The following is a 24,342-nucleotide window of genomic DNA, read 5'->3' on the forward strand; positions in this document are numbered from 1 at the left end:
CTATATTGTCTGTTCCTGCTCCAGACGGACCAGCTGAATCCCGGAAAAATCCCGACGCAGCAGACTCTCTGCCAAAGCTAGATTAACGATGATGACAGATTCACGAGGTTCCTTTAATTGAAACAAAGGAAGTTCAGCCTTACCTCGATCCAGAACAATCTGTTTCAGACTTCCATCCAGATGACGTTCGGTTTGGGGAGAGAGCACATCCATTACCGTTGGATAAATAGCCCAATAGGTCTCCTGGGACATACGTGCTTTGTCCGTCAACACTGCCGCCCTGCGAATTAAGCCGGGATGGTACAACGTAAATACTTCCAGCATTCGATCCGATACCAGAGGTACAGGGCGCTCCAAATAATCGGTGTAATCTACATTAGGTCTGCTTTTGATTGAAAGGTTAATTGCGGTGTGATTACTACTCCCCTCCTGAAAAGAAGCATTCCACTCTCGACGCTGTACCTCACCAACCGCTTCTGTCTCTACACGATTTGTCCATCTGGTATCCTGCATCAGCCTAAAGTATCGCATGGCGATTCCTCCTTCACCGACTCCTCAAATATCGCACCTTCCAGATCTGCCCCATCCCATAACACGTTGGTTAGGTTTGCTCTACGAAATATAGCTCCACGGAGTCGCGCTCCCCTGAAATCTGCTCCGGTTAAGTTCGCATTCTCGAAGTTGATACCTGAGTACCCAGGACCCTGTATTCGACCATCAGGATGCCCTTCTTCCCCAGAAATGCCCCTGAAGATAGCCCTCTCCAGTGAACATCCATTGAAGTCAGCACCGTATAGTAGACTGTCAGCAAAATTGGTATCTCTCATATCACAGTTATGCCAACGTGTGCCTACCAAGACACAACGTTCAAAATCTGTTGATTTTAATCTGATGTCATTAAACCTGCTATACCGGAAGTCTAAATCGCTGCATATCATCTCTTCCATGTCCAGATCGTGATAGTCCGCATACATCCCACCCAAACCATCACCCTCCTCAAGCTCCCTGCCGATGTCTTCCAGGTTCCGTTCTCGTTGGTCAAGGCGATACACACATTCACTGGTATCCAAATACTCCCCTACACGAATCTCAAATTCGGGCTCCACCTGCATATCCGATATCAGTTGGGAATCAAGGAGCTGATGGAAACATTGACGAATAAAATAAATAACATAGCGATGAACCAAAGTTACCTCTTGAAGTCGTATTCGATCCAGTTCAACCATCGAGATCATCCCCTGATAATCAGGAAGTGTCTTCTTCAAACGATCAAGCATCCGTTCCAAACAATCAAAGGCCCACTTGGCATCATATATTGCCTGTATAGGGTCTCTGTCGAGAAGCCATGACATATCACTGGCTTCGGCAAGATAATGCATCGCTCCCCTAGCGACTTCTGTCCGCAACAAAGAATATTGGATGTAAGCAACATTCCCTTTGGCACCAATTTGTTGACTGTGCCTTATTTTACTAGCTAATTCCTCGAAATATCTTAGGAACTCCGTAGTCAACATTGGGAATTGGCTGTTTAATGTATGTTGAATGTCAGCCATCAGCCTGATTCGTTCAGGCTCCACTTGATTCGTATAAAAGTGCAGTAGTGATTCCTTCCGGCTCACTGACTTTCCTCCTTCCAGCGTTAATTAGATTTCACTTCTGTCCCGCTCATTTGAGCCTGACCATCCAGCCTTATTTTCCCTCCTCCTCCTTCAAGAAGAAGTTCTGATCCTGCAGATAATGTAATTTTCTTTCCTGCTTTTAACGAAATGCTCCCTCCTGCTGACATACTTACCTGCTGACTACCTGCAATATGAATACCTTCATTTCCACTAAGTCGAATATAGACCTCTCCTTCTTTACCGCTAATGATTACAGCGTCTGGAGTAAGACGTATCTCTTTCCCATGAGGAGTACGAAATATTTTATGATCAGGATTGTTCAGCTTGTTGGTGGATGACGACTTGTTATCCAGTCGTGGAGCACCTGTGGCGTAAGCGTCTTCTTCATACATCGTTGGAAAATATACAGCTATCGGGTCACCAATTTCGGGCATGACATACCAGCCGGTCTCTCCCTCTGCAATATACGGAGATTGATACAACAGCCACAGTGCATCTTCCGTCCCTTGTTTATCATCACAATCAAGATGCACCTGAACCTGCCCACCATGTACACCGATAACACGTCCCATTAATGAGCTTCCAGCTATCAGCGGATTGTAGTACGTCTTCTGTCGCAATCCTTTGTGAAGACTTAGCACATATTTATGCTTTAAAATACCTCCGGCGAGTTCCGTATAGGCTTCCGTAAGATACAGACTTCTGCCTCGGAATGAGATATGGTGTCCCAGTTCCATAACTTGATCTGTCTCCACTTCGTATACAATGAAGTCACTTTCATTCACATTAACGGTCTCGTTCTCCGTGAAGTACATGAACGGAGTCATATTTTTGTGGACGGTATAACGTGTATTATCCAGCTCGATCGAGTTACCATGCTCATATACGCCGAAATAAAATTTTGGACTGTCGAATTGAGCCGCAGGCATCAGACTCGTATGAAATCTAGAAGCCAGCCTTCTGAGAAATGCCCAGTCTGTTTCCTGATATTGCACGGCAACCTTGCCAATCTTGGCTCCCCCGGTCCCCTCATCGATCACGTCCAGTCCCGGATAATCCTGATCCAGCTCCTTTAACAATTCAGGGAGCGTCATCTGGATGTTTTGAAACGTACGTGTTCGCTTTTTGACATCCATCAGGTACGTATGTGAGATTGCTTCAACTTGGAGCGTATATACGCCCCTCACAACCTGCACTTCTACAGATAAAGGAATGCCTTTGAATAGCGGAGTTTTGTTCCCCTCCTCGTCCTTTTGCCACACTTCAATCGGGGTATTCTTATCCGTAACATCCACATAACGATCTTTCCATTCCTCGGATACCATACCTTTGAAAACAAGACGGGTGTGCTCATTCATCTTTTTGCGGATTGTCAATTCTTGCAGATGTACTAGCTCATAAGGTTCAATAATCAGATTTTCATACGTCAGGCTCATGGACTCAGCTCCTCTCTAATTCATTTCGACAATGAGTGTATCCAGAAGTGTACCACCGGGTTCCATCCAATTTCTCTTCTCATCGTCCGTACAGTTAAAACCATAAACAAGGACTTTCTGATCTAAAATGGTGAACACCATATGGTTATAAATTTGATCATTCAATCCCTGAACAACGAACTGGCAGTAACCCGTGGAAAGACCGGCACCCGTTACTCGAACGCCGTGTTTTTTCCATTCTCGTACAGGTTGAGTTGCACGAATCACATCAGCCATCGATTCCGTAAAGGAATTCAGCTCTTCCGGAGCAAGACGATGATCCAATGTCTTGAACGTAAAGTTGATCGTTCCCGAATCATTGGTATAGATCCATTCAGGACGATGGGACGACGGATATTTTAACTGAGCTTCTCTTTCTGTCACCAAACGAAATGTGCGGGGAAGAGACACCGTAACCTTGCCCTCGTATAGCTCCATTCTTCTCAGATGTATCGTTTCCTGTTCAAGGTGTATCATGGTTATTGGCTCGAATGGTTTAACTTCTCTTGATTCAGGAGAGGCTTCAACATCTCTAGTCTCTGTTCCCTGATGAGGTTCACCGTTCAATGTTTTGCCATATAACATCGGGATGATTTTGCGATCCATATGTTCCATAAACGAATTCCATCCTCCCATTCACTTGAAAATTTCAATCTACAATCATACGATGTGGTCCGCCCACCGGCATACCCGAACGTCCCGTTCCCCGACCTGCATTCGCCAGTATACGATCCAGATATCGATGAATTTGCGCATTATCATATTCTCTGTACTCCAGCCCCAATCGACTGGCAATGTGATGCAAGATGACGCTACGCCCAACCGTTCCTTCATTGAGACACATCATGGCGAAGACCAGATCCTGGGGATCAGAGGTCCCCGTTCGAAGCAACCTCTCGGCATAATCCTTCATGACAACCGGGGATAAGGTGCTTGTCCCCTCGGCTGCATAAGGGACATGAATGACATGCAGCGTGTTGAACTCCGTTGCCAAGTCGGCAAAGGTCTGGTAGTCACGCCGCAGCCGGGCCCCTTCCTTCAGCTTGAATCGAGCCAGCTCCAACTCACTCGATGTGCACGTTGCCTCTTCATCCAGGAGCAGTTCCGAGTGGCTTATCGTCATGTCACTCACGGTCTCCTCCGCGGTAAACCGAAGCTTCAGCACATTGACCCGTCCCGTAGCTTGGTATGCCAGTTCCATAGGCTCTGTCAGCATATAAAGCCTTCCTTTATACAGCACCATCCCAGGAGCGACGACCAATTTGTCCGGGAAGACTTCTACCTCTGCACCTGCAAGAATGCCATCTGCATAACCGCGATAGTACAGTTCGATGAAGTCTCTGGGGAAATCACGTAGTCCCTCCAACATGGATGTTTTCAGAATTCTTCCCTTGTTAAAATGCGGATACGAATATGTGAACATGAGCGGTGTTCCCCCTTTCTGCTCGTGGTCCTCACTTCATTCCGTCAAAGAAGTCCAGTTCCGACAAGTCTGTCTCAAACGGAAGCAGCTTCTGCGATCCCAGATACAGCCGTTCATTTCTGCGAGCTACAGGCAACACATGGAAGCCCCAATGACGATCATCCGGAAAGACAAAAAACTTCGTCTCTCCATTCACGATGGAATCCGTATCATCTTGCGGAATTTTATCTCCATATCGATCTCGAATGTCTTCGTAGAGTACCTCTTTATAGAAATCCGGGCGGTTCGCATATACGAATTTTTGTCTCAGCTGGCCATCGCTTCCGCTAAGGTACAACTCCACTTCTGCCGTCTCGAATGGCCGGGAAATGCTACCGGGAATACCATCACTCCGATCCAGACTGCTGATCAGCATTTTTTCCCGTCCATTATGCGTGTAGGCACTTACGGTATACGGAATTACAGCGGCATCATGCGTGATGTCGGCTTGAACGCTTCCTGTTTTGCGGGCACTCAGATAACGAATCGCCCCTCGAAGGCAGGCAAGTTTAAGATCAGGCACACGCCCTTCTGCAGGTTTTTGCCGAAACTCAATGCTTCTGCCTGGAACAAACTCTTTCAATGCTTCCCTAAATACATCAATGCGGCAGGACTGACCTGTCAACTTGATAATCGAGTACTGGTTCATCCGCCCTTGACGATAAAAATCATCCAAAAACTTGCGAACTACTTCATAGATATCGGCCTTAATCAGCTGGGTAATTTCCTTGATATTGAACACCACATCAGGGAACTCATATTCATCCTTCAACTCCCCATTCCGTTCTACCGAGAGGAACCAACGCTCCATGGTGGTGATCTGCAGATCACTGTCCCCGTCGCCCTCCATCTCCGAGTGGAATCGGTTACGCAAGATGCCGGTTTTGCGGAAAAATTGCTGCTTCATCTCTTCTGCGATTTCCCATAGAAAGTAGAAGTTGCCTCTTACCCGCAAATACTCGTCCCGTGAACGATTCTCTCGACGTGCAAACGCAGTAGGGATGATATGTTCTGCCTCCTCATAGCGTTGCTCCAGCTTTTGATAAACGGACTTCACACCCTCTTCGTCCACCTGACGGAACACATCCGCACCAGGTGCCTCGATTAGACTATCAATATCCGTCACCTGACGGCGTCCGCTATAGTAGTCGGCGAATACAATTTTCATGAATTGCATAATACGATAGGTAATGTTGTGACCTCCGAAGTTCGTATCCCCATTTTCGTAGGTAGTATGGATATCGAGCTTGTACGCCATATGTCCGTCCTCGATCGTAAAGGCACAGGAAGACAAATCGGTCGTTCCACCTCCACAATCAATCACGAGCGCATGGTACGTCTGCCCTTCCATGAAAGCACCACGTTCCATGCCGTCAGCAAGGGTGTTATAGAGCACAGCCATTCCCTCATCCAGCGCATACGTCTGCTCAATCCGATAATCCGGAAGCATCTCTCCGAACATCTGCAAAAACTGTGTTTTCATCTTCACGGGACTGGTAAAATGCACATGCCGAAACTTGCACTTGAACTGATGCTCTGCCGTTCGGATGATGTAGTTCATGTACGCACGCAGCAGATCCATACGAGAAACCATGGCTGCATTGCCATGAACATCGACAATTTCTTCCATTTTGTTGTAGTTGTTCACCCAGCGCTTCATGCTGCGGAAAACACTCGCCCGGCTGCTGTACCCTCCCCGACGCATGCTTCGCAGCGCTTCATAGCCGAACTCGTAACGAATGTTCGCTGGATCCGAACACTCCGCCACACCGATTGCCGTAGGCAGGACCTCGATCCAGTCCGTATCTTTGTATGTAGGGTCGGGAAAAGCAACATAGTTGATGGCATCCATACGGACTCGTCCATTCAGCAAATCCTGGCTACTTGGCGCCTGAATATAACCGTTATGCAAATAGGCGCCTGCCGTCGTATTGGAGGTGCCAAAATCAATTGCAAGCACTGCTTCTGTCGGTTCAAGCTCCCGGATGTCCAGATCTGCCAGTGGGATTTGAGTATATTGAATATGAACCGGTGGAAGCGGTCTGCTGGAATGATAGGTTTCATATAGATACTCGGAGTCGCGTTTACGGAAAAAGAGAAGACTGTATTGTCTGTTTCCCGATCTCTTCCAGGTTGATCCACTTCCTGCCGTCAAATAAAAGGTTCCCGATACGGAGTCGTCCTTAACCAGGTTGAAGATGCCACACAGCTCCATGCTCTCATTGACTAAAAGTACGTTGGATTCGGTTAATCCACCCGGTGCCGTGACCACATATCGATCCAGCTTGTCCACGTTCAATCCTTCGTACAGAATCAGTCGCGCAGGCACACTAATGCCTCCATCACTGCTCATGGGAGCCGTCATATGACGAGAGATAGCCTTTTGGATGCGCTCGAATCCACCTTCAACAGACTGATCGATCCACAATACATCGTCCGCTCCCAGAAATTTTAAAATAATCCGAATCAGTTCTTCCCGCTCCGTCCGAGGGCCCAATCCCTCAATTAACCGTTCCTTGTAGCAAATGTTCCGTAATTGGAATGTGGTCATGTCCATCAATTCTTCGCGCGTATAACGCATGGTTCCTCTGGAACGTTCCCTGCTCGTGGCGTCAGGATACAATCGGTATGAATAGCCGTTCATCTATACTTCCTCCTTACAACTGCTGATGCTGCTTAATATAGGGCAATCCCGTCCTGTATCATCGTATAGTCCACATCCAGAATGCCAAAATGATGCCCCCAGTATATTTCCGTGTCGAAACGTACCGGCAGAAAGAGCTCAAGAATCAGTTCCAGCTTCTCCTTCGCTTCTGTACGTTCTACCTGACCAATATACAAAAGCAATTCATCCTTCTCCTCACAATTGGCATAAAGGGTTGAACGCGGGAACATTCGAACAAGGGTATCCCTCAGTAGATGAACGGCCTCTCCCGTATCATACAAACGGAGCATATTGCAGGCGATCACTTCCTGCTCCTCCTGCCCGAACAGCTCCAGTCGCCGCCGAACCCGATCCCCGTATACACCCGAATGCATATCCTTCAGAATGAAGCGAATATAATACTCCCTCTTGTTCATACCCTGCATCAAATCCATATCCGCCAGAAAATGAATAACCAGATCAAAGAGTGCTTCCCGCAACTCCACCTGCTGTTCATTATTGATATCGAACAGGTCCCGGAAAATATCAAAAAAGCGATAATACGGATTGACTTCAACCGTACCTTCCACGCCTGAAGCATTCAGGTTTGTCTGGCTAAGTTCCATATAAGGCGAATATACACGTGCTGGCACAAAGGTTACGTCGCGCAGATCGGTTCCATCACGTTTAGCTCGAATAATCAGATCCCAGATGTAATTCATGCTGTACTCACACCCATTCCCCTTCGCAGCAGTATTCGGGGAAAGCCAGCTGGATTTCGGATACCAGAAAGCTCAGCAGATCATCCAGAAAAATAGCCTGTAACGGCTGCTTCCCGTGTCTGCTGAACCTTAAAATCATTCGATGTTTATCTGCCTCAACACGGACATGGTCGCTTACAAATGTATTAAGTGGGTACGTAATGCCCAAAGCGGGTCCTGGCGCCACCACTTGTACATCTTCCAGTTCCAATCCCTCTGCTGCCTGAAAAGCGTGAACCATGCGGGCAATCTCCCCTTTGGACCGCACAGAACGTCCTTCCTGACGCGCATATTTACCGGCAAACCCTTCCCGTTTGTTATTGGAAAACAGTGGATAGTCCATTCTGCCAATTCGAGTTGCGACAGGACCGGCTATTTTCAGCACCGTCCATGAATCGGATTTTTCCAGTGGTGATACGATGGTGATATCTTCTTCCGATCTTTTGATATACCGAATATGCGATTCGTCTCCATCCACCAGATATCCGTGTTCCGTTCCGGTTTTGCGGAGTGGCAACACATGTTCATAATTGATTCGGTCCGAAGCCGGAACAGGGAATCCACCCGTTTTCATATCCAACTTCTGGATGTTCCACAGCGGAATCATATTGGTTCTTTTATAAGACTCGAACTCCTCCAGATGGATGGAAAGTTCCTTGACAGTATGTTGTTTGTCCCATGCCTCTCCGTCATCCGAACCCACTAGAACACAATCAACGAATTTGAAAATATAAGGTGCATTAATCGATTTCCATGGCAGGCTGTTCTTACGAAAGACCCGGTACAATTCTTCAACTTTGGAGATATACGCAGTACTTGATTTCAACCGAACCGTTATGGCATGTCTGCCTTCATTGGTTACAATCTCCCCGCGAAATGTCCGATTACTGTTCAGCAGAGATTGGAGTTCCTGTTGCCCACATTCCATGTAGAATGTGAACAATTTCATGTCTTCCTGACGCGCCAGTGCCTCTGAGGCCTCGCTCAAATAGACGGTCTGTGGTTCAGCATCCTCAGGAATGATCGGGTACAGAAATTCATGAATGGGGTCCAGATCTTCCCGCGCGCATAATGTGACATATACATCATGACGTTCCTCCTGCGGCAACACCTCATCAAAAACTCGTTGCTCAATCTGTTTGTTCAGCGTCTCCTGATACTCCACAAGATTAAGAAAAACGCCTGTCATGAGATCTTTGAGCATGCGGCGTTGTTCCAGATCCTCCATCTTGTTAAGACGGTCACGAATCATGTCTTTCATCATGAATCTCCTCCTTCCGATGATTCCTGTTCGTTCACGTCAACCTCCGTAGTGTCGGTGCTTCCGTCAGCCTTGGAGGCAGAATTACTGCTAGCATTACTTGTCGTTTTTCCAGAAGAAGCACCTGAGCCAGAAGCATCCGCATTGCCATTTCCAGCCGAGGTGACATCACCAGTGGAAGAACCGTTCCCCACTGTATTGCCTGCGCCCATACTTCCGGTACTGCCGGTCATATCCGAGGTCATTCCCGATGTGTTTGCTGTATCTAATCCTGCCGTATCCTGCGTAAGATCAGCCGCCGGTACAGGTGGGTTCAATTTCTCATCCAGCTTGTTTATTTTCCGCTCCATGGCCAGCACACGTTCCAGCATATCGATCTCTTGATAAATTCCCTGTGCCGAAGCATAGGCCTCCATGGCACCACTATAGTCTCCGGCTTCATTGAAGCGGTCACCCTTCTGTTCCAGCGTATCTGCCTGAAGCTGCCGGGATTGTCGCTTGATATCTGCACGTTTGGTCTCGGCCGTCTCCAGTTGCGTAGCAATCTCCTTCAGCGCATCTTTGTAAGCCGTCTCCGTAGCGGCCGTTCTGGCCCGTTTATACAAAATGATTGCTCCACTGTAATCTCCGTTCTGGAGTTTCAGATCGCCCTCGGTGATCCAGTCTTGCACTTGCTGGAAAGTGGTCATCTGCTCCAGTCGCTCCTGAATAACTTCCCGGTTGAACATGCTATAGGATTCAGACAATTCCAATGCTTTGGTGTAACTCGCGGTTGCTTTGGTAATGTCGCCTTCTTTCAGGTGAGCTTCCCCATCAACCAGCGTCTGGGCAGCAGACATCTTCGCGGTCAACAGCTTTTTATGTATAGGGTCCTTGATTTTGATGGAATTATTGCGTGCAAGGCTGTAGTCCGAGACCGCCTTGGCATACTCTTGTTCCTTGACGTACTGGTCTGCGGTCTGTTCATATTGCAGCATATCTACGACCAATTCAGCTTTTTTGGCTGCACTTTTCACCGCGTAGAATATGCCGGCTCCACCAAAAATCAGGAGCATGACCAGCATGATGGCAATCCGCTTAATCCATTTCTTACGGTTCTTGGGCTCTTCATGAAAAATCTTGTTCACATATATGGCTGCCGCACTATAATTCTCGATACGGGCATGCTGCTTGCTAAGCATCACTTCTTCAAGCGTATCCGCCAGTGTCTGCGGGTCATTGGCGCCTTCAACCGCATCGATCATCTCGGCATCTTGAACCCCCTCCCACAATCCAGGGGTGCATAGCACAAGTACGTCGCCATCGGCCAGCTTGATCTTATCCGATACATACGGCCTGATCATGCCAGGTTTGCCCGCATATTCATTCAGATTACCGCGTTCATCATGCTGATCCACACGATCCTCTGCAATCTGGCCTTCGGCTGCCAACTGGGCAGCAACGCTATGATCTTTGCTTTTTAGTGCAAGCCGATTTCCACGAAAATGATACAACCGGCTGTGTCCAGCAGATGCCCACACCATACGTGTATAATCTGTCACAACAATGACAAATCCCGCTTTGAGCCTGACTCGGCGACTTTCATACTGAAGCCATTCATGTGCAATCTTGATATACTCTGTTAGTCTCCGTTTGGACATGGTTGGTTTTTCCAAAAAGGATTCCAGAATGGTCTGCACTGTGATCTGTGCGCTATTCACTTCCGTATCCGTATCCAAACCATCTGCAATGACATAACAGGCCCAATCTTCCAGCTCAACGCAGCCGTAGAAATCCCGATTTTTCAGGAAAGATCCCGCTTCCGAGACAAAAGCCGTCTTGAATTCACTGTTCTCCTTCCTCATCCGTCTCCCCATTTCCCTTCCCTGTGCGTTGCCTGATCCGTTACCATCCTTGCTCCAAAATGATAATCGTGGCATTATCCTGATGCACGAGCTGTTTTTCTTCAATCAAATCAATGATGGTCTGGGCTGCATCAAATGGCGACATGTCTTTCGCCAGTATAGTCTCCAGTTCCATCTCAGTAAGGGAGTTGTATACCCCGTCACTGCATAACACAATCTTGTCCGCCGGTTGCAGTGCAAACGGCTCGTCCGCGATTTCCATTTGTTTAAAATGGTCGTACCCCAAATAGTTGACCAGCCTTTTGCGCTGCGGATTATCCAACGCCTCCTGCTCCGATATTTCTCCAGACATATACTGTTCTTCGAGTTGAGTTTCCAGCGTATGTTTATGATTGATAGCAAGTAGCTCACCTTTGCGAAATACGGCCAAAATACTGTCTCCTACCGCGCCCCAATATAGCTCTCTGCCCTTGATCATGGCTGATACCAACGTTGTTCCGCCCGGAACGCCAAGCAAGTTACGAAGAATCGCCTGGTTTGCCGCATGGGAAGAAGCATCCCAAAACTCCTCTGGATCAGGAAACCGCTCCAACTCTTCAAACTCACGGATAAATGTTTCTACGGCAGTGGTACTGGCTACTTTCCCTCCAGATAATCCGCTAATTCCATCGGCAAGTACTGCAAGTACACCATAAGGCTCCACGGCGCAGGCAAAATAATCATCCTGCTCACTGCGAGCACCAATGGTCTGTCCATTCCCGATCTGAACACCTACTGGCCTATCGTCACGTTGCCTTACCGGAATCCGGCTTCGGACGAATAACAACAACCAGATCGACAAACAGCCTGCTGCCAGAACCCAATAAGGCGTTAGCTCCTTGTCGTTCCACAAGATCATGAAGGTATTCACTGTTGCTCCCATTCAAAATGCACACCACATAATGGGATGAAAATGAATTTGCTGCGTCCTAATTGAATGACGTCGTAGGCAGCCAGTTCCACCGGAGAATAGACCGCTTCATTGTTGTGATAGGCAAGGCCGGAAGCATCGCCGGGCAGCAGATAGAAATTCCGTTTTTTTGGATCATATACAATCACCGCATGATTACGCCTTGAAATCGTGTTATCCCCTAGGATTCGAACATGCATCTCTTCCGAACGTCCAATAAAGTTCTTTTCAGCCATAATTCGATAATCCTGGCCCATCTGCGGACCTTCGATACACACCATCCATCCCGTTACCGGTTCAATTCCTGTCGTTTCCCCCAGGTATGGCATCGTTCTGTCATCCTCTGCCGTGCGAGGCGCGCGTGGGATTGCTCCCGCTGCTTCACTATTGCCGGAAGCCGGTGACTCGACGGCCAGATTGCAATATGGACACGTGTTTCCGTGCCGTCTCGTGCTGAACATATGTCCGTTTCCACATCTTGTCAGACTCATTTCTTTTCATTCCCCCGTAGCTTGTATAATGGTACGCCAACGTTATTTCACCAAAATTCGGGTATTGGCAATATAAATTAAGTCCCCTGCCTCAATCAGGCTGGGTTCTTCGATTTCCAATTTGGATGATCTGCTTTGATTTCCCTTACGTACACCTACGCCGCTGGCCGAGTCAATATCCTCGATAAACCATTGGCCCGAGGCTTTGTTCAGCACAGCATGTTGCGGACTGATGAGGGAAGCATATGGAGTATCGGACAGATCAATGTCCGCCTCACTGTTCTTCGAACTTTTTCCGATCAATACACTCGTCTCACCCTGAATGTACCATTCCTTCACACTTGTACCGTCGTCGTCCAACAGCACGAGTTTCACAACACGTGAAGACAGCTTCTTCTTTTCCCCCTTGGTGGCAGGTATGTATTTAAAAAATAGGTATGCTCCCCCGGAGAGGACTACAATAATTCCAGTTATCCACTGGGCACTTATGTCCCGGTTTATGATGAATATGTAATACAGCACGGCTAACGAAATCATGGCGACGCATACGTCAAGCCCTATCGTCATTACCGACCTTCCTCGTCTCACTTCCATAACCTCCGCCTGAACCGGCACGATCCATTACAGGCCACCGGTTTACTTTTTTCGAACTCCGAAATATCGGTCAAACATGGCGGACATATCCATTCCTTTATTGGGATCGGCTTTGCCACTGTTTGAGCTTTCCTTGCCTTTGGGGCTATAGCCAAAAAATTGTTCAAACTGTTCCTGCATTCGTGATGGATCAGACCATACCTTCTCGGTATTCATAGGTCCATTTTTTGTATGTCCACTCTTTTCTCGTGCAGTACTGGATGTTGCTCCTTTTGCCCCTCCTGGATTCCCTGTAGATCGAGGTTGTTGATTGTATGCTGCCCTTAACTCGGGGTTTCCGAGTGTGCTGTAGGCCTCATGTACTTGCTTGAAACGCGCCTCTGCCTGCGGATCTCCCCCGTTAACATCCGGGTGAAATTTCTTCGCCAATTGACGATAAGCCTTTTTGATCTGCTCCGGAGAAGCTTCACGTTCCACACCAAGCACGGCATAATAATCTTTCATGGTATTCGTTCCTGCCTCCCTGCCGTATTCGGGCGTAAATAAAGATTAAGGGGCACAAGGGCCCCTTAACATGACAGCGTTATTCTAGGCCAGTCATAACTGACCCGGAACATTAGTTGCCCCCTTTTATACCGGGAAGCCGCCTTCGATTTTAGTGAATTCAGTTTTGTCTTTTTTCTGTTTGATGAACAGGCTGAATTCACCCACGCCTTCGGTATCTCCGAAACGCTCTGTGTAATCCACAACGAACGCGTTAGGCATGTAAATTTTGCGTACCACTTGATCCGCTGCAACCACTTCCAGGGTTACTTTACGGTAGCAATCTGCTTTTTCAGCTGGAACGAGGGACCACAGAGCAAGTTTCATCGTGTCATCTGCATTGTCACCGTCTGTTGCTGTAATAATTTTGCCACTGATGCGAAGTGTTGCACCTACATCTGTGGATCTAGCGTTGGAATCATCCGGTGTATCTGTGTCATACACTACTGTGCGGATATTATCCATTCCCAATTCGATTGTTTCTGCGCCTTCTACTTTCAATACAAAACCCATTAATAAAAACCTCCTTAAGATTAGAAAACAATGTGCCCGGCATGCTCTCCATCTGGGGAGAGGTACCGGAATATATGTATAAGGTCAGCCAGTAAAGGCTGCCTCTAACACCAAAATAAATGTCTACAATTCGTTGTTTGAAGAATTATATTTAAAATCCAAAACTTGTAACTACTCCAGTCTCTTACACTTTCATCGCGCTGGTGCCTTTGGTAATCATGACCTCCAGGTTCTTCACGTTGCCGTTGAATACCAGATCAATGTGGCACATATTGCTCTTCTCATCGATGATAAAGCTCATGTCGTCACCTTCCTGAATGATCGAATTGATCGACCCTCGGGTTCCCAGCCACCGGCTCTTCTGACTGCTCGGATTGTTGCTGAAGAATTTGACGATATTTTCATGCTTGAAATCACCCGTCTGGAAACGGAGCAAGCGCTCAATGTAAGTACTTACGAGTGTTTTATACAAGGAATCAAAGCCATCTTCGGACATCGCCATGCTTCTCGCTTTGTATACCGTGATCCGCTTGATATCGCTATCCTGGATTTGGGCATTTTCCGATGAGAAAATAAATCCAAAGTTTTTGCGGTTAATCGAATCCTTGATGGTGTTCGTGAATCCGGAGATTTCTTTGGTCATCGTAGTCACGACACGCAGACTGTTATCGCCTGCCTCAATATCAAAACGCACACCTGGATAATCCCGGTTCACGGTTTTGAATGCGCCTCGTAGATACTCGGGGCACTGATATGCAGCCACAATTCCGGCAGATACATAAGACGCACCGACATACACACCTTCAATCCACAGCTTCAAAATGTCTTCTTTCTCCTTGGAAAGTTCCACACCATTCTCTGTCTGAAGCATACGACTGTCGATAACGACACCGGACTTCTCTTTCGGAATAATGGTGAAATTCGGAGCACTTGGAATGGCGAATTCGCTGTAGTCCTTGCGAGTTAATACCGAGCATTTATCAATATATTTATCGATGCCCGCAGTAGCCATGCTACTGAATGTAGTCTCTTCTCCGGATTCAAAGCTGAAGAATACTTGTACTTTGTAGTCTTTAACGACTTGCAGGAGCATGGACAGGGATTCCATACTGTTTCCGTCTTGTTTAACCACTTTCTCGTTACCACGGAAACGGGCACGACTGACTTGAGCTTGTCCCGTATTCTCCAGTTCAACGGAAGGAACAATACCGAACCAAATGGTGTCGGTAAAATCATTCTTCGCATTGACTGTGTTGAGATAGGTCTCCAGCCGCGGAATGTTACTGCTCTTAACAAGCATATCCAGCTTGGCATTGGCAATCAGCATGGAAGGCAGCATGCCTTTGTTTTTGGTCGCATATTGATCAAAGAACATTTTGACACCCAAAATTTTCTCTACCAGCGGTTTTACGGTTTTCACAAAGTCATCCTTGGCGTTCTTGTAAAATTCCAGGTATGTATTGTAATTCTGTACTTCAACTGCCGTATCAACATCCGTCTGAACCGCAGGAAGTGGGCAGAATGTACGAACGACCAGATCCTGTACATACGGTGAAGGTGCCTCGGAGAGTGAATCATAATCTTCGGCAAACACCTGAGTCAAATCTGTGCTTGTCGACTCATCCAGGAGCATCAACTCGTTGTTATCACTCTTTGGAGCTTCAATAATTTTCAATTCTCCGCTCTCACCAATCGTGAGTTGTCCTACCTGAATCGCTTCGGAAGAAGTTTCTTCTTGAGCACGGCCCAGCAACAAGCGGGTTTTGATATCTTCGATGGCCAGTGGCAGCATTGCCATAACATTGTTATAGTTCCGGCTGGCATCTTCAAACATGACATTAAGTTTATCCCCGATATCCAACTTCTTCGGGTCCCCGTCATCAAGCTTCTCATGCTGGCCATACATGTAATGAATTTCTTTCCGTACCTGCCGAATGTCATCCATAACCTTTTTCGGTGAAATCATATCCAGCAAATTTTCAAACTTGAAATCTACATTCGTAATCCCCTGACTACGTTTGGTATCGATCAGGGTAAAGAGCATTCTCAGGAAGTCATTGCTATGATCAATTTTGATCTCAGAGATTGCTTCATCCGGAATCCCTTCCGGTTTTTTAAGCGTATACATGACTTTCTGGTTTACCGCATTGAAAAAGGAATACACACTGGGAGAAAACTTGTCCAAAAACTCATCGAAGTTGCGTACAAGCAAGTGTTCGTTGATCTCCTTGATCTTGTCATCATTCAAACTGTCGATCCCTTTTACGTCACCGACAATCGTAATCAAATCCATTTTCTCAGGATTGATCTCTTCAAAAAGCATCGTTCGGTTCGTTTGATTAATAATATCCATTCAGGCAACATCCCCCTAATGATGGTTCATTTGGGCGAATGCTTCCCCCCCTCCATCAATTTTTGACACTCCGCACGCACTATCAGTCTTTGGTCATGATCTAAGAGAATCATCTTCTCAGGCCATCACAAGTCCAATAGAACGAGCTGTCAACATATGACTGGAACTTATGTACCAGATTATGCCGTTTACTTTGGAGATTTATGGAATTCATCTTAATCATCAGCGATATGTTTTGTCAATATTCCCCTATATAGGTCTAAAAGCTCATTTATGTGACTTCGATATACCTATAGAACTATTTTCCGAATTTCGCTTCACTTCCCTTCGAATCATGCCGATGATAAAGAATATCCTATAATTTGGATGATGTTCAATGATTTAAGACTAGTGGAGTTTTTCCCCTAATCATAAGGAAATCACCTTAACGTATGCGGTGTTGCAATATTCTTAACTTATCAAAACTACGCATAACGGGGTTTTATCGAGTAAAAACAAAAGTTTTTCAACAAAAATCAGTTTCACCTCTAAAAACAATTGTAGTGCCCAAAACAGAAAGGAGATTCAAAGCATCGTATGATATTAATAAAATTAAAAAAAACAATTTTCTCTCTCTTGTTCATCAGCTTTTTAATTCCAGCATGGGACATGGGAAGCATATACGCTGAATCATCCGTCAAGACCCAGACGTATGAAGGACTCGATGCCATGTTTGTCCTGGATGTTAGCTACTCCATGAATGAGACCGACAAAGATCGCATCGCCGAAGAAGTTATACATATGTTTATGGATATGACTAGTGGACCTAAGACCCGATTGGGGTTTGTAGCTTATAATGACAAGATCACTTCATCCGTACCACTGATGGATATTTCATCCTCTGGAGCTCGCAATAATCTTCGTAGCCGTGTGGATGGCTTAAAACGTTCAGGATATACAGATCTCGGACTTGGCTTACGCCGAGGTGCTAGCCTGCTTGAACAATCACAGACGGACAAACGTAAACCATTTATGATTTTGCTCTCTGACGGAGAAACGGATTTACGAGGATCGACGAGCAGAACACCTGCCGACTCATCCAAGGATGTGGACAAGGTTATTGAGATGGCACAACAAGCTGGTTATCCCATCTATACTGTGGGACTAAACCGCGACGGTACGGTTAACCCCGCAGAATTGGAGCGCATCGCCAAAGAAACGGGTGGTTCTTCCTTCATTACCGGAAGTGCGGACGATCTGCCTGAAATCTTCAATCGTATTTTTGCAGATCAGATTCAATCTGTTCTTGTGTCTGTAGCGGCTGTGACTGCAACTGGAGCAATGCAGGAAGTAACCGTGGATATTCCTAACTCCAGCATGGCGGATGCCAACATTATCATGCTCTCTGATCATGCTGTCTCGGAAGCTCAGCTCTATTATCAGTCGAGCAATGTCAGCTTCATTCGATCTGATAAATATGCTCTGATGAAGATCATTCGTCCGGTCAAAGGACAGTTTAAACTGAAGTTTAAAGGTCGTAGTGGTGATCTGGTGAAGATTAATCTACTGGGCAATTACAACGTAGCTGCTACTGCAAATATGGCAACGGAGCAGCCAGTCAAGGGGAAAAGCATCACATTTGAGGCATCACTCTACGATCAGGCTGTGGACCCTAAACCCATTCAGGACTTGGATGTGTACAAGGGACTGGAAGCGGAACTCATTGTAACTCCATCTGATGGAAAGACAGAACGTATCCCTTTGACCAATACAGGTAGCGGATTTACGGGAAAATACACTTTTCCCAAGTCGGATCTGTACACATGGGGACTACGGATCGACGGTCCAGACTTTTATCGCGAAATTACTCCGGTTGAAGTAGACATTACGAATCAAGCACCCGTATCCACCGGCGAATCCATGGTGTTATCCAAAGATGACAGCAATACAGATGTCGACCTGAACAACTACTTTAAGGATGCCAATAATGATCCTTTAACGTATGTCCTTGCTGAAGGTGGAAATGAACGCAAGCTCGGGGAGGCCGTCATTGAAGGTAACCTGTTGCGATGGTCTTCTCTTCACACTGGAAGTTCCACCATTAAGGTGACAGCAACGGATTCTGAGGGAGCAAGTATAACTACAGACATTACGTTGCAAATTCAGTCTTTCCGTGAAAAGGTACTGCTCTATACAGGATTGGGCCTGCTTCTTGCTGGTGGTATTTTCGCACTGTATTGGTTCGTATTGAAACCAAAACCCGTATTCCGCGGAAGACTGGAAGGATACTTTCTAGCTACAGCGAACGGCGAGGATATACCAGTGACCAATTGGCCTCTAACCTCATTGGAACGTCGAAAAGTAAGTCTCAGTGAACTTTTTGATCGCATGGACATTGGGGTCAAAGTACCTGAAGCGGGACGAATCTGGCTGGAAGCGGGTAAGAAAGAAACGTTATTGGTACGGCACGATACGAATTGTACGGTTGTCCGAGGCCGAACGCCAGTGAAGCGTAGATACACGGAAGCTATGGAGTACAATGAAAAGTTGTATATTACGTTTGAGGATGGTGTTACGGAGATCGAAATTCGTTACAAAGCCATCAAACCAAGTACCAATATCTATGTAGGGCAAAAGAGAGATCCCCAGTAAACTACGTGTTAACTAAGTGGAAATGAAGCACGCTGATGTATGTTCTCTCTGAAAATATAAAAGAAAACAAGCCAGTTCGTCCCCATCAAGGGGACGAACTGGCTTGTTAATGTTGTTCATGCATATAAATGCTATGCTCTCATTTAAGTGCATCCACTTTATGAACATAGGTTATGACTGCTTACGCCGTCTCAGTTTGCTTTTTCGACTCCACTTCATAGACCTGCGTATGTTCATTCTCGGCTAAAGACCATTCCACTGTACCTGGTTTGCGCACTTTCCATACCCAGGCTTGAACTCGTAGCGAACTTCTGACCCAAGCTAAGGAAGCACAGCGTTTCTCAGACCGAACCGTCAACCCCCAATGAATAACACGAGCAAGCCAAGGATTCACATACTCATTATGTGAGCGAACAGATGGCAATTCATCCTGGAACAACCGCTGTTTCACGTCCATAGGGGGTTGCCCGCATGTCCAATAATGGAGCAGAGCCGCCAGGCTATAGATGTCAGACATCGGTCCCTGACTGGATTTCTCCGAATAAAACTCCAGCGGAGAATAACCTGCCGATGTAAATATCACCTGTTTCTCTCCGGATTGCATCGGCCAACGGGTAGCTGAGCCAAAGTCCAGAAGTTTGGGTGTACCATCCTCCATAACCATAATGTTGGAAGGTTTCACATCCCGGTGAAGAATGCCTTGCTTATGTATGTAATCCAATGTATCCACCAGTGGAAGCAGCGTCTCCGTTATGAAGGCAGCATCAAGTGCATGATTGTGTTCATTCAAATACTCGGTTAATGTGATTCCCGTGCAGTATTCCATCACCAGATACCCCGTATCATTCGCTTCAAAATGATCCAAATACGAAACAATATGAGGATGATCCAGTTTCGATAACAATTCACCTTCGAGCAGAAATGCAGCCAGTAACTCCTGATATTGCCCACCGTATCCTCGCGAAGAGCAGAACACCCCACGCTTGTCTGCCTGACGTTCAGCCAGTCTCTGTGGGAAAAATTCCTTAATGGCTACCTTGGCACCTGTGTTACGATCTCGCCCTGCATATACAATAGCCAACTCACTGCTGGCTAATACCTGTCTTATTTGATATGTATCATTTATAATTACATTGCGTTGCAATGCCATTTTGCAATTGTCTTTTCTCATAACCAGACCTCTTTTCAACCTTGTCAATCGGAAGACTTTCCGCGTAAATGCATCATTTGGTTCAACCAGTAAGCAATTCATCGCCAACTATACATATAAACCAAATGATGCAATTTGAAACACCTTCACGCGAAATATTTAAATATAAATGATATCAAGCCTTCTACGATCCACTGCTAATCCCTATCCACACTATTCTATAGAAGAAAAGCATTCTCTTATATAGAGTATCGACAGATGGATGTAATTACTTTATTAAACTGGAGAAAAACATTTTTCATCCTTCATTTGCAGCTTTTATTAATAATTATTCTGTAAAAAACGCCCGATTTCCTCGTTCATCTGAACCAATACATCCTGTGAAGGGAAATGTCCTGTATCATACTTAATGGCTTTTACATTCGTAATAATCTTTTGAGCTCGCTCAATACACTTATCCGCAGGGAAAAAGACATCCTTCTCCCCTACCAACAATAAGGTTGGTGACGTATAATTCACCAGTTCTTCCCGCTCCGTAAGCTTGGGCAGATCCTGATCTATGCTGACGTATTTAAAAAGTTTGCCGATAATGTTTTTATCCATTTCTTTCATGCAGTTGCACGACATGTTGTCCGTAATTTTTTGCAAAGAAGATGGTGAAGACGTCATACGATACTTGACGAGTGGCAGCGTGATATCCTGAGCTGTTTTAATTTTGGAATTGACCGCAAGACCAGCAGGAGCAACCAATACAGCACACGAGATGCGTTCCGGAATATAGGTAGCCAATCTGAGAATAATGCCTCCTCCAAACGATGGACCGATAAATGCACTCTTTTCAATATCATAGTGGTCCAGCAGATCCGACACCCATAAAGCCAAGCTATCAAACCGTGTGGAGATACTCGCTTCCTCACTATAACCAGGATGACCAATCGTATCAGGAGCAATAATCCGGTATTCTTTAAATAAAGAAGAGAACCATGACAACGTCATCGGATTCACACAATTACCGCCTTGGAGAATAAATAACGGCTTGCCATCTAGAGGACCCGTCAGTAAAACATGCGTCTTTCCAAAACGCGTCTCTACATACTCACGCGTAAAATCCTCACCCAACTCGTTCAAATAAATCTCATACTCTTCAAGTATGCTGCTCTTGCCTTCTTCACTTCTATAAATGGAACTCATGTCTGCCTCCTGCAATATATACTCAAATAACCCATTCTAGTGAATGGACTTGCTAATCGATGGACCAAAAAGATAAAGAGGGCCTGCAGATGACAGGCTCCTCCATATGTTTAACTAATCATATTCAGATGATTATAGAGCGGAAACTGGAAATTGTAAATAACGATTCTAATAGACCAGAAATAAAGGGCTCATCTAAAAAAAATATACTTACTTCCGGCCGTAATCGGCCTTGATTTCGCCCCACTGTTTGGTCTGCCATTTTAACACTTTATTGCTATACGTATTTGTCTGGAGCCACTGCTCCGCACGATCGATCATCAGCCAGATTTCTTCCGTGGAGTTGTCTCTTGGTAACGTTGTGGCTACTTTTTTCTGCTTTAGCCATTTCATGGCATTGACCGAGTCGGTATACACCGTTTTGGTACTGCCTTCTTTTTTCAAATGTGCGAGGGCATGTACAATGGCCAGGAACTCACCCAGATTGTTCGTGCCTTTGGAGATCGGTCCAACAGAGAAAATAATCTCACCGGTGCGGGTGTCTACCCCTTTGTATTCTACAGGTCCGGGGTTACCGCGTGTCCCCACATCAACAGAGATACTGTCATAATCCACTTCTTCCGATGTTTCCATGCCTGCGCTTCTTCCGCTACCAGCCGACTTGGTCTTCGACGCTCCGCCGGCACTTGAACCCCAGTTCCCTTTCCATCCGGCACGATACGCTTCTTCTGCGGCCGCTTTAGACTCATAAGATTTATATTTAGCTCCGGTATACTGATCCGTCTGCGCTTTGCATTCTGCCCATGTGCTATATACGCCTGGCTTCTTACCTTCCCAGACAACATAGTATTTCTGTTTTGCCACTTTGACCCGCTCCTTTATTTAACTTCATCAATACCCTATTGTAAACGATTGGGAGGGGTGAATGAAAGTTAAGTTGTTCGTCCAAGCTAAGGAATACGACACTTGATTTGGTATAGAAAGGAATACAACCAATGGACTGGATATGGAAATCCATCTTGCTTGTACTGATTGGCATGATTCTGCTACGGATTGCTGGACGTAAATCCATCTCGCAAATGAGTGTAGCCACGACAGTCATTATTATCTCAATCGGAACAACGATCGTGCAGCCAATTGCGAATCATGAGTTAGGCAAAGCGATCGGGTCAGCGGCGGTATTTATCCTCATGCTTCTGATCGTTGAACAATTACAGTTGAAGTTTAATTGGTTTGAAACAATGATGAGCGGAAAATCCAAGGTTATCGTGGAAGATGGGAAGTTGAATCTACCGAATTTGAAACATATGCGCTTTTCCGTGGACCAATTGGAGATGCAGTTGCGGGAAAAAGGGATTACAAGTATTACCGATCTGGAAACGGCCACGATGGAACCAAACGGGCAGCTCGGTTATGTGCTCAAACGGCACGCGCGCCCAGTAACCATAGGCGATCTGGAAGCACTCCTGAAGCAAGGTACGTGGCCCACGGAATCCAAAAAACTGTTCCAGGAGGTCATCCAGGATGGACACTCTCGTCCGCTGGACTCCACACTTGAATAGCTACTGCCTGTCCATCGTCGCAATAGAAAAAGGAAGCCTGTATATCTTCGGGTGAAGATATACAGGCTTCCTTTTTCAGTTTCTGCGTGAATTAATCCCCTCCCTCGTACCACAGCTCCAGCGGCAGACCGACCAGAGACTTGCCAATCCACTCTCTGGCGATGTTGTTGGAGGGCCCCATGGCAATGCCTGCACGCGCGTCACGGAAGAGACGTTCAAACACGCCTTTTTTATAACCATAACCTCCGGTAACATCCAGTGCTGCTTTGGTCGCTTTATTCGCGACTTCGGCAGCATGAATTTTGAATTCAACCAGCGGCAGGAACAGCTCAACTTGCGGTTTCCCCTGTGCCTGAAGTTCGTCCAGCTGCCGCGCAAGTGATAACTGCCAAGGCTTCAAGCTGGAGATTAGCACCTTCACTTCAGCCAACTGCTGGCGTATGATCTGGTAATCGGCTAAGCGCTTGTTAAAATCCCGATGAACCATGCCCTTCACATATTCGGATGCAGCCTCAAGCGCCGCCTCGGCAACTCCAAGCCAGGTTGAGCCCAGGCCGATCAAATATACGGGGGATACACCACTCTCCAGGATTTCGCGACCCTGCCCCTCGGTTCCAAGCTTATCCTGAGCTGCAATTCGAACGCCTTCATATTTAATGGGTCCGCTATGGTTACCACGAACACCGAGCGCATCCCACACGCCGGACGTAATGCCTTCCAATTGTCCATCGACAAGGAAGAAGCTCACATCTGTCGGGGTTTGTGCTCCTGGCGTGCGAGTCTGAGTCACATAAAAATCAGCCTGTCCCGAGCTTGTCGTGAACGACTTTTCGGCATTCAGAATATAATCCTCGCCGTCTCGGGAAGCCTCGCTGAAATTAAACCACCAGTGACCTCCCGAAGCACGCTCACTTGTGGAATACGTACCAATAGCGCCATTACGTACCGGCTTCAGCCAGCGCTCCTTCTGATCCTCATCTCCGTAGAGAGCTATCGTCTGAACGGCTCCAACATGCATGACATACACCAGTGAAGTCGAAGGGCATCCCTTGGCAATTTCTTCTGCCGCAATCGCAAAGGCAACATGATCCAGTCCCCGTCCACCGAAGCGCTCGGGAATCAGCACCCCATTCCATCCAGCCTCAGCAAGGGCGGACAGATTCTCACGCGGGAAACGGCCCTCACGGTCGATCAGCTCAGCACGTGGTTTAATGACTTCGTCGACAATCCCCCGAATTTCAACTCTCAATTGCTCATAGTCTGGCTGGGTGTGAATGGTGTTTGCTTGAATACTCATTG

21 protein-coding genes are annotated in these 24,342 nt (G+C 46.5%); 2 read left to right on the forward strand and 19 right to left on the reverse strand.

The features are described from left to right. The 15 genes from NZ043_RS00570 to NZ043_RS00640 form a co-directional block, all read right to left on the reverse strand. Positions 1-531: a hypothetical protein gene (locus NZ043_RS00570; protein ID WP_133385615.1), complete on the reverse strand. Its 531-nt coding sequence runs from the start codon at positions 529-531 to the stop codon at positions 1-3. After that, the gene (locus NZ043_RS00575) at positions 513-1,619 is read right to left on the reverse strand and encodes a pentapeptide repeat-containing protein (RefSeq protein ID WP_133385616.1); all 1,107 of its coding nucleotides are present in this window, start codon (positions 1,617-1,619) and stop codon (positions 513-515) included. Before NZ043_RS00575 ends, NZ043_RS00570 begins: the two co-directional genes overlap by 19 nt. Positions 1,620-1,639: 20 nt before the next feature. Next, a complete protein-coding gene (locus NZ043_RS00580; protein WP_133385617.1) occupies positions 1,640-3,055 on the reverse strand; it encodes a hypothetical protein in 1,416 nt (471 codons plus the stop codon). Between the two features lie 15 nt (positions 3,056-3,070). Then, positions 3,071-3,709, reverse strand: coding sequence for a hypothetical protein (locus tag NZ043_RS00585; RefSeq protein WP_133385618.1), 639 nt, complete (start codon positions 3,707-3,709; stop codon positions 3,071-3,073). A gap of 34 nt (positions 3,710-3,743) precedes the next feature. Then, the gene (locus NZ043_RS00590; protein WP_133385619.1) at positions 3,744-4,517 is read right to left on the reverse strand and encodes a DNA and RNA helicase; all 774 of its coding nucleotides are present in this window, start codon (positions 4,515-4,517) and stop codon (positions 3,744-3,746) included. A gap of 31 nt (positions 4,518-4,548) precedes the next feature. Then, a complete protein-coding gene (locus tag NZ043_RS00595; RefSeq protein ID WP_133385620.1) occupies positions 4,549-7,200 on the reverse strand; it encodes a molecular chaperone in 2,652 nt (883 codons plus the stop codon). 32 nt (positions 7,201-7,232) lie between these two features. Beyond that, the gene (locus tag NZ043_RS00600; protein ID WP_133385621.1) at positions 7,233-7,922 is read right to left on the reverse strand and encodes an iron-dependent peroxidase; all 690 of its coding nucleotides are present in this window, start codon (positions 7,920-7,922) and stop codon (positions 7,233-7,235) included. Between the two features lie 7 nt (positions 7,923-7,929). Continuing rightward, positions 7,930-9,222 (reverse strand): normocyte-binding protein, encoded by a 1,293-nt coding sequence (locus NZ043_RS00605; RefSeq protein ID WP_133386023.1) that lies wholly within the window; start codon positions 9,220-9,222, stop codon positions 7,930-7,932. Then, on the reverse strand, positions 9,222-11,066 hold the full coding sequence (locus tag NZ043_RS00610) for a SpoIIE family protein phosphatase (protein WP_206105770.1): 1,845 nt from the start codon (positions 11,064-11,066) through the stop codon (positions 9,222-9,224). The genes NZ043_RS00605 and NZ043_RS00610 overlap by 1 nt, the downstream gene beginning before the upstream one ends. A gap of 40 nt (positions 11,067-11,106) precedes the next feature. Continuing rightward, positions 11,107-11,988: a protein phosphatase 2C domain-containing protein gene (locus tag NZ043_RS00615; protein WP_228469530.1), complete on the reverse strand. Its 882-nt coding sequence runs from the start codon at positions 11,986-11,988 to the stop codon at positions 11,107-11,109. Further along, positions 11,973-12,506: an FHA domain-containing protein gene (locus NZ043_RS00620; protein ID WP_133385623.1), complete on the reverse strand. Its 534-nt coding sequence runs from the start codon at positions 12,504-12,506 to the stop codon at positions 11,973-11,975. Before NZ043_RS00620 ends, NZ043_RS00615 begins: the two co-directional genes overlap by 16 nt. Before the next feature lie 42 nt (positions 12,507-12,548). After that, positions 12,549-13,073 carry an FHA domain-containing protein gene (locus NZ043_RS00625; RefSeq protein WP_339310185.1) on the reverse strand — a complete coding sequence of 175 codons (525 nt, stop codon included), beginning with the start codon at positions 13,071-13,073 and terminating at the stop codon, positions 12,549-12,551. Positions 13,074-13,142: 69 nt separating this feature from the next. Then, positions 13,143-13,604 (reverse strand): J domain-containing protein, encoded by a 462-nt coding sequence (locus NZ043_RS00630; protein WP_133385625.1) that lies wholly within the window; start codon positions 13,602-13,604, stop codon positions 13,143-13,145. 126 nt (positions 13,605-13,730) lie between these two features. Then, positions 13,731-14,156 (reverse strand): hypothetical protein, encoded by a 426-nt coding sequence (locus tag NZ043_RS00635; protein ID WP_056695746.1) that lies wholly within the window; start codon positions 14,154-14,156, stop codon positions 13,731-13,733. A gap of 184 nt (positions 14,157-14,340) precedes the next feature. Next, positions 14,341-16,509: a transcriptional regulator gene (locus tag NZ043_RS00640; protein ID WP_339310187.1), complete on the reverse strand. Its 2,169-nt coding sequence runs from the start codon at positions 16,507-16,509 to the stop codon at positions 14,341-14,343. A 576-nt stretch (positions 16,510-17,085) separates the two neighbouring features. Here NZ043_RS00640 and NZ043_RS00645 point away from each other — a divergent pair. After that, positions 17,086-19,140: a VWA domain-containing protein gene (locus tag NZ043_RS00645; RefSeq protein WP_339310189.1), complete on the forward strand. Its 2,055-nt coding sequence runs from the start codon at positions 17,086-17,088 to the stop codon at positions 19,138-19,140. A 181-nt stretch (positions 19,141-19,321) separates the two neighbouring features. On the opposite strand, the gene NZ043_RS00650 is transcribed toward NZ043_RS00645, so the two are convergent. The 3 genes from NZ043_RS00650 to NZ043_RS00660 all read right to left on the reverse strand — a co-directional run bounded on the left by NZ043_RS00650 (position 19,322) and on the right by NZ043_RS00660 (position 22,345). After that, the gene (locus NZ043_RS00650) at positions 19,322-20,311 is read right to left on the reverse strand and encodes a serine/threonine-protein kinase (RefSeq protein ID WP_339310191.1); all 990 of its coding nucleotides are present in this window, start codon (positions 20,309-20,311) and stop codon (positions 19,322-19,324) included. Positions 20,312-20,611: 300 nt separating this feature from the next. Next, complete coding sequence (locus tag NZ043_RS00655; RefSeq protein ID WP_074095959.1) at positions 20,612-21,481, reverse strand: alpha/beta hydrolase; 870 nt, start codon at positions 21,479-21,481, stop codon at positions 20,612-20,614. 210 nt (positions 21,482-21,691) lie between these two features. Further along, positions 21,692-22,345, reverse strand: coding sequence for a ribonuclease H family protein (locus tag NZ043_RS00660; RefSeq protein ID WP_249912105.1), 654 nt, complete (start codon positions 22,343-22,345; stop codon positions 21,692-21,694). A 131-nt stretch (positions 22,346-22,476) separates the two neighbouring features. Between NZ043_RS00660 and NZ043_RS00665 the strand changes: the two genes are divergently transcribed. Continuing rightward, positions 22,477-23,043: a DUF421 domain-containing protein gene (locus tag NZ043_RS00665; RefSeq protein WP_339310195.1), complete on the forward strand. Its 567-nt coding sequence runs from the start codon at positions 22,477-22,479 to the stop codon at positions 23,041-23,043. A 91-nt stretch (positions 23,044-23,134) separates the two neighbouring features. Here the strand turns inward: NZ043_RS00665 and NZ043_RS00670 are convergent, their stop codons facing one another. Then, positions 23,135-24,340 (reverse strand): acyl-CoA dehydrogenase family protein, encoded by a 1,206-nt coding sequence (locus NZ043_RS00670; protein WP_289389946.1) that lies wholly within the window; start codon positions 24,338-24,340, stop codon positions 23,135-23,137. Positions 24,341-24,342 lie beyond the last annotated feature (2 nt).

This window comes from Paenibacillus sp. FSL k6-2145, assembly GCF_037976585.1.
In the GTDB taxonomy this organism is placed as follows: Bacteria; Bacillota; Bacilli; order Paenibacillales; family Paenibacillaceae; genus Paenibacillus.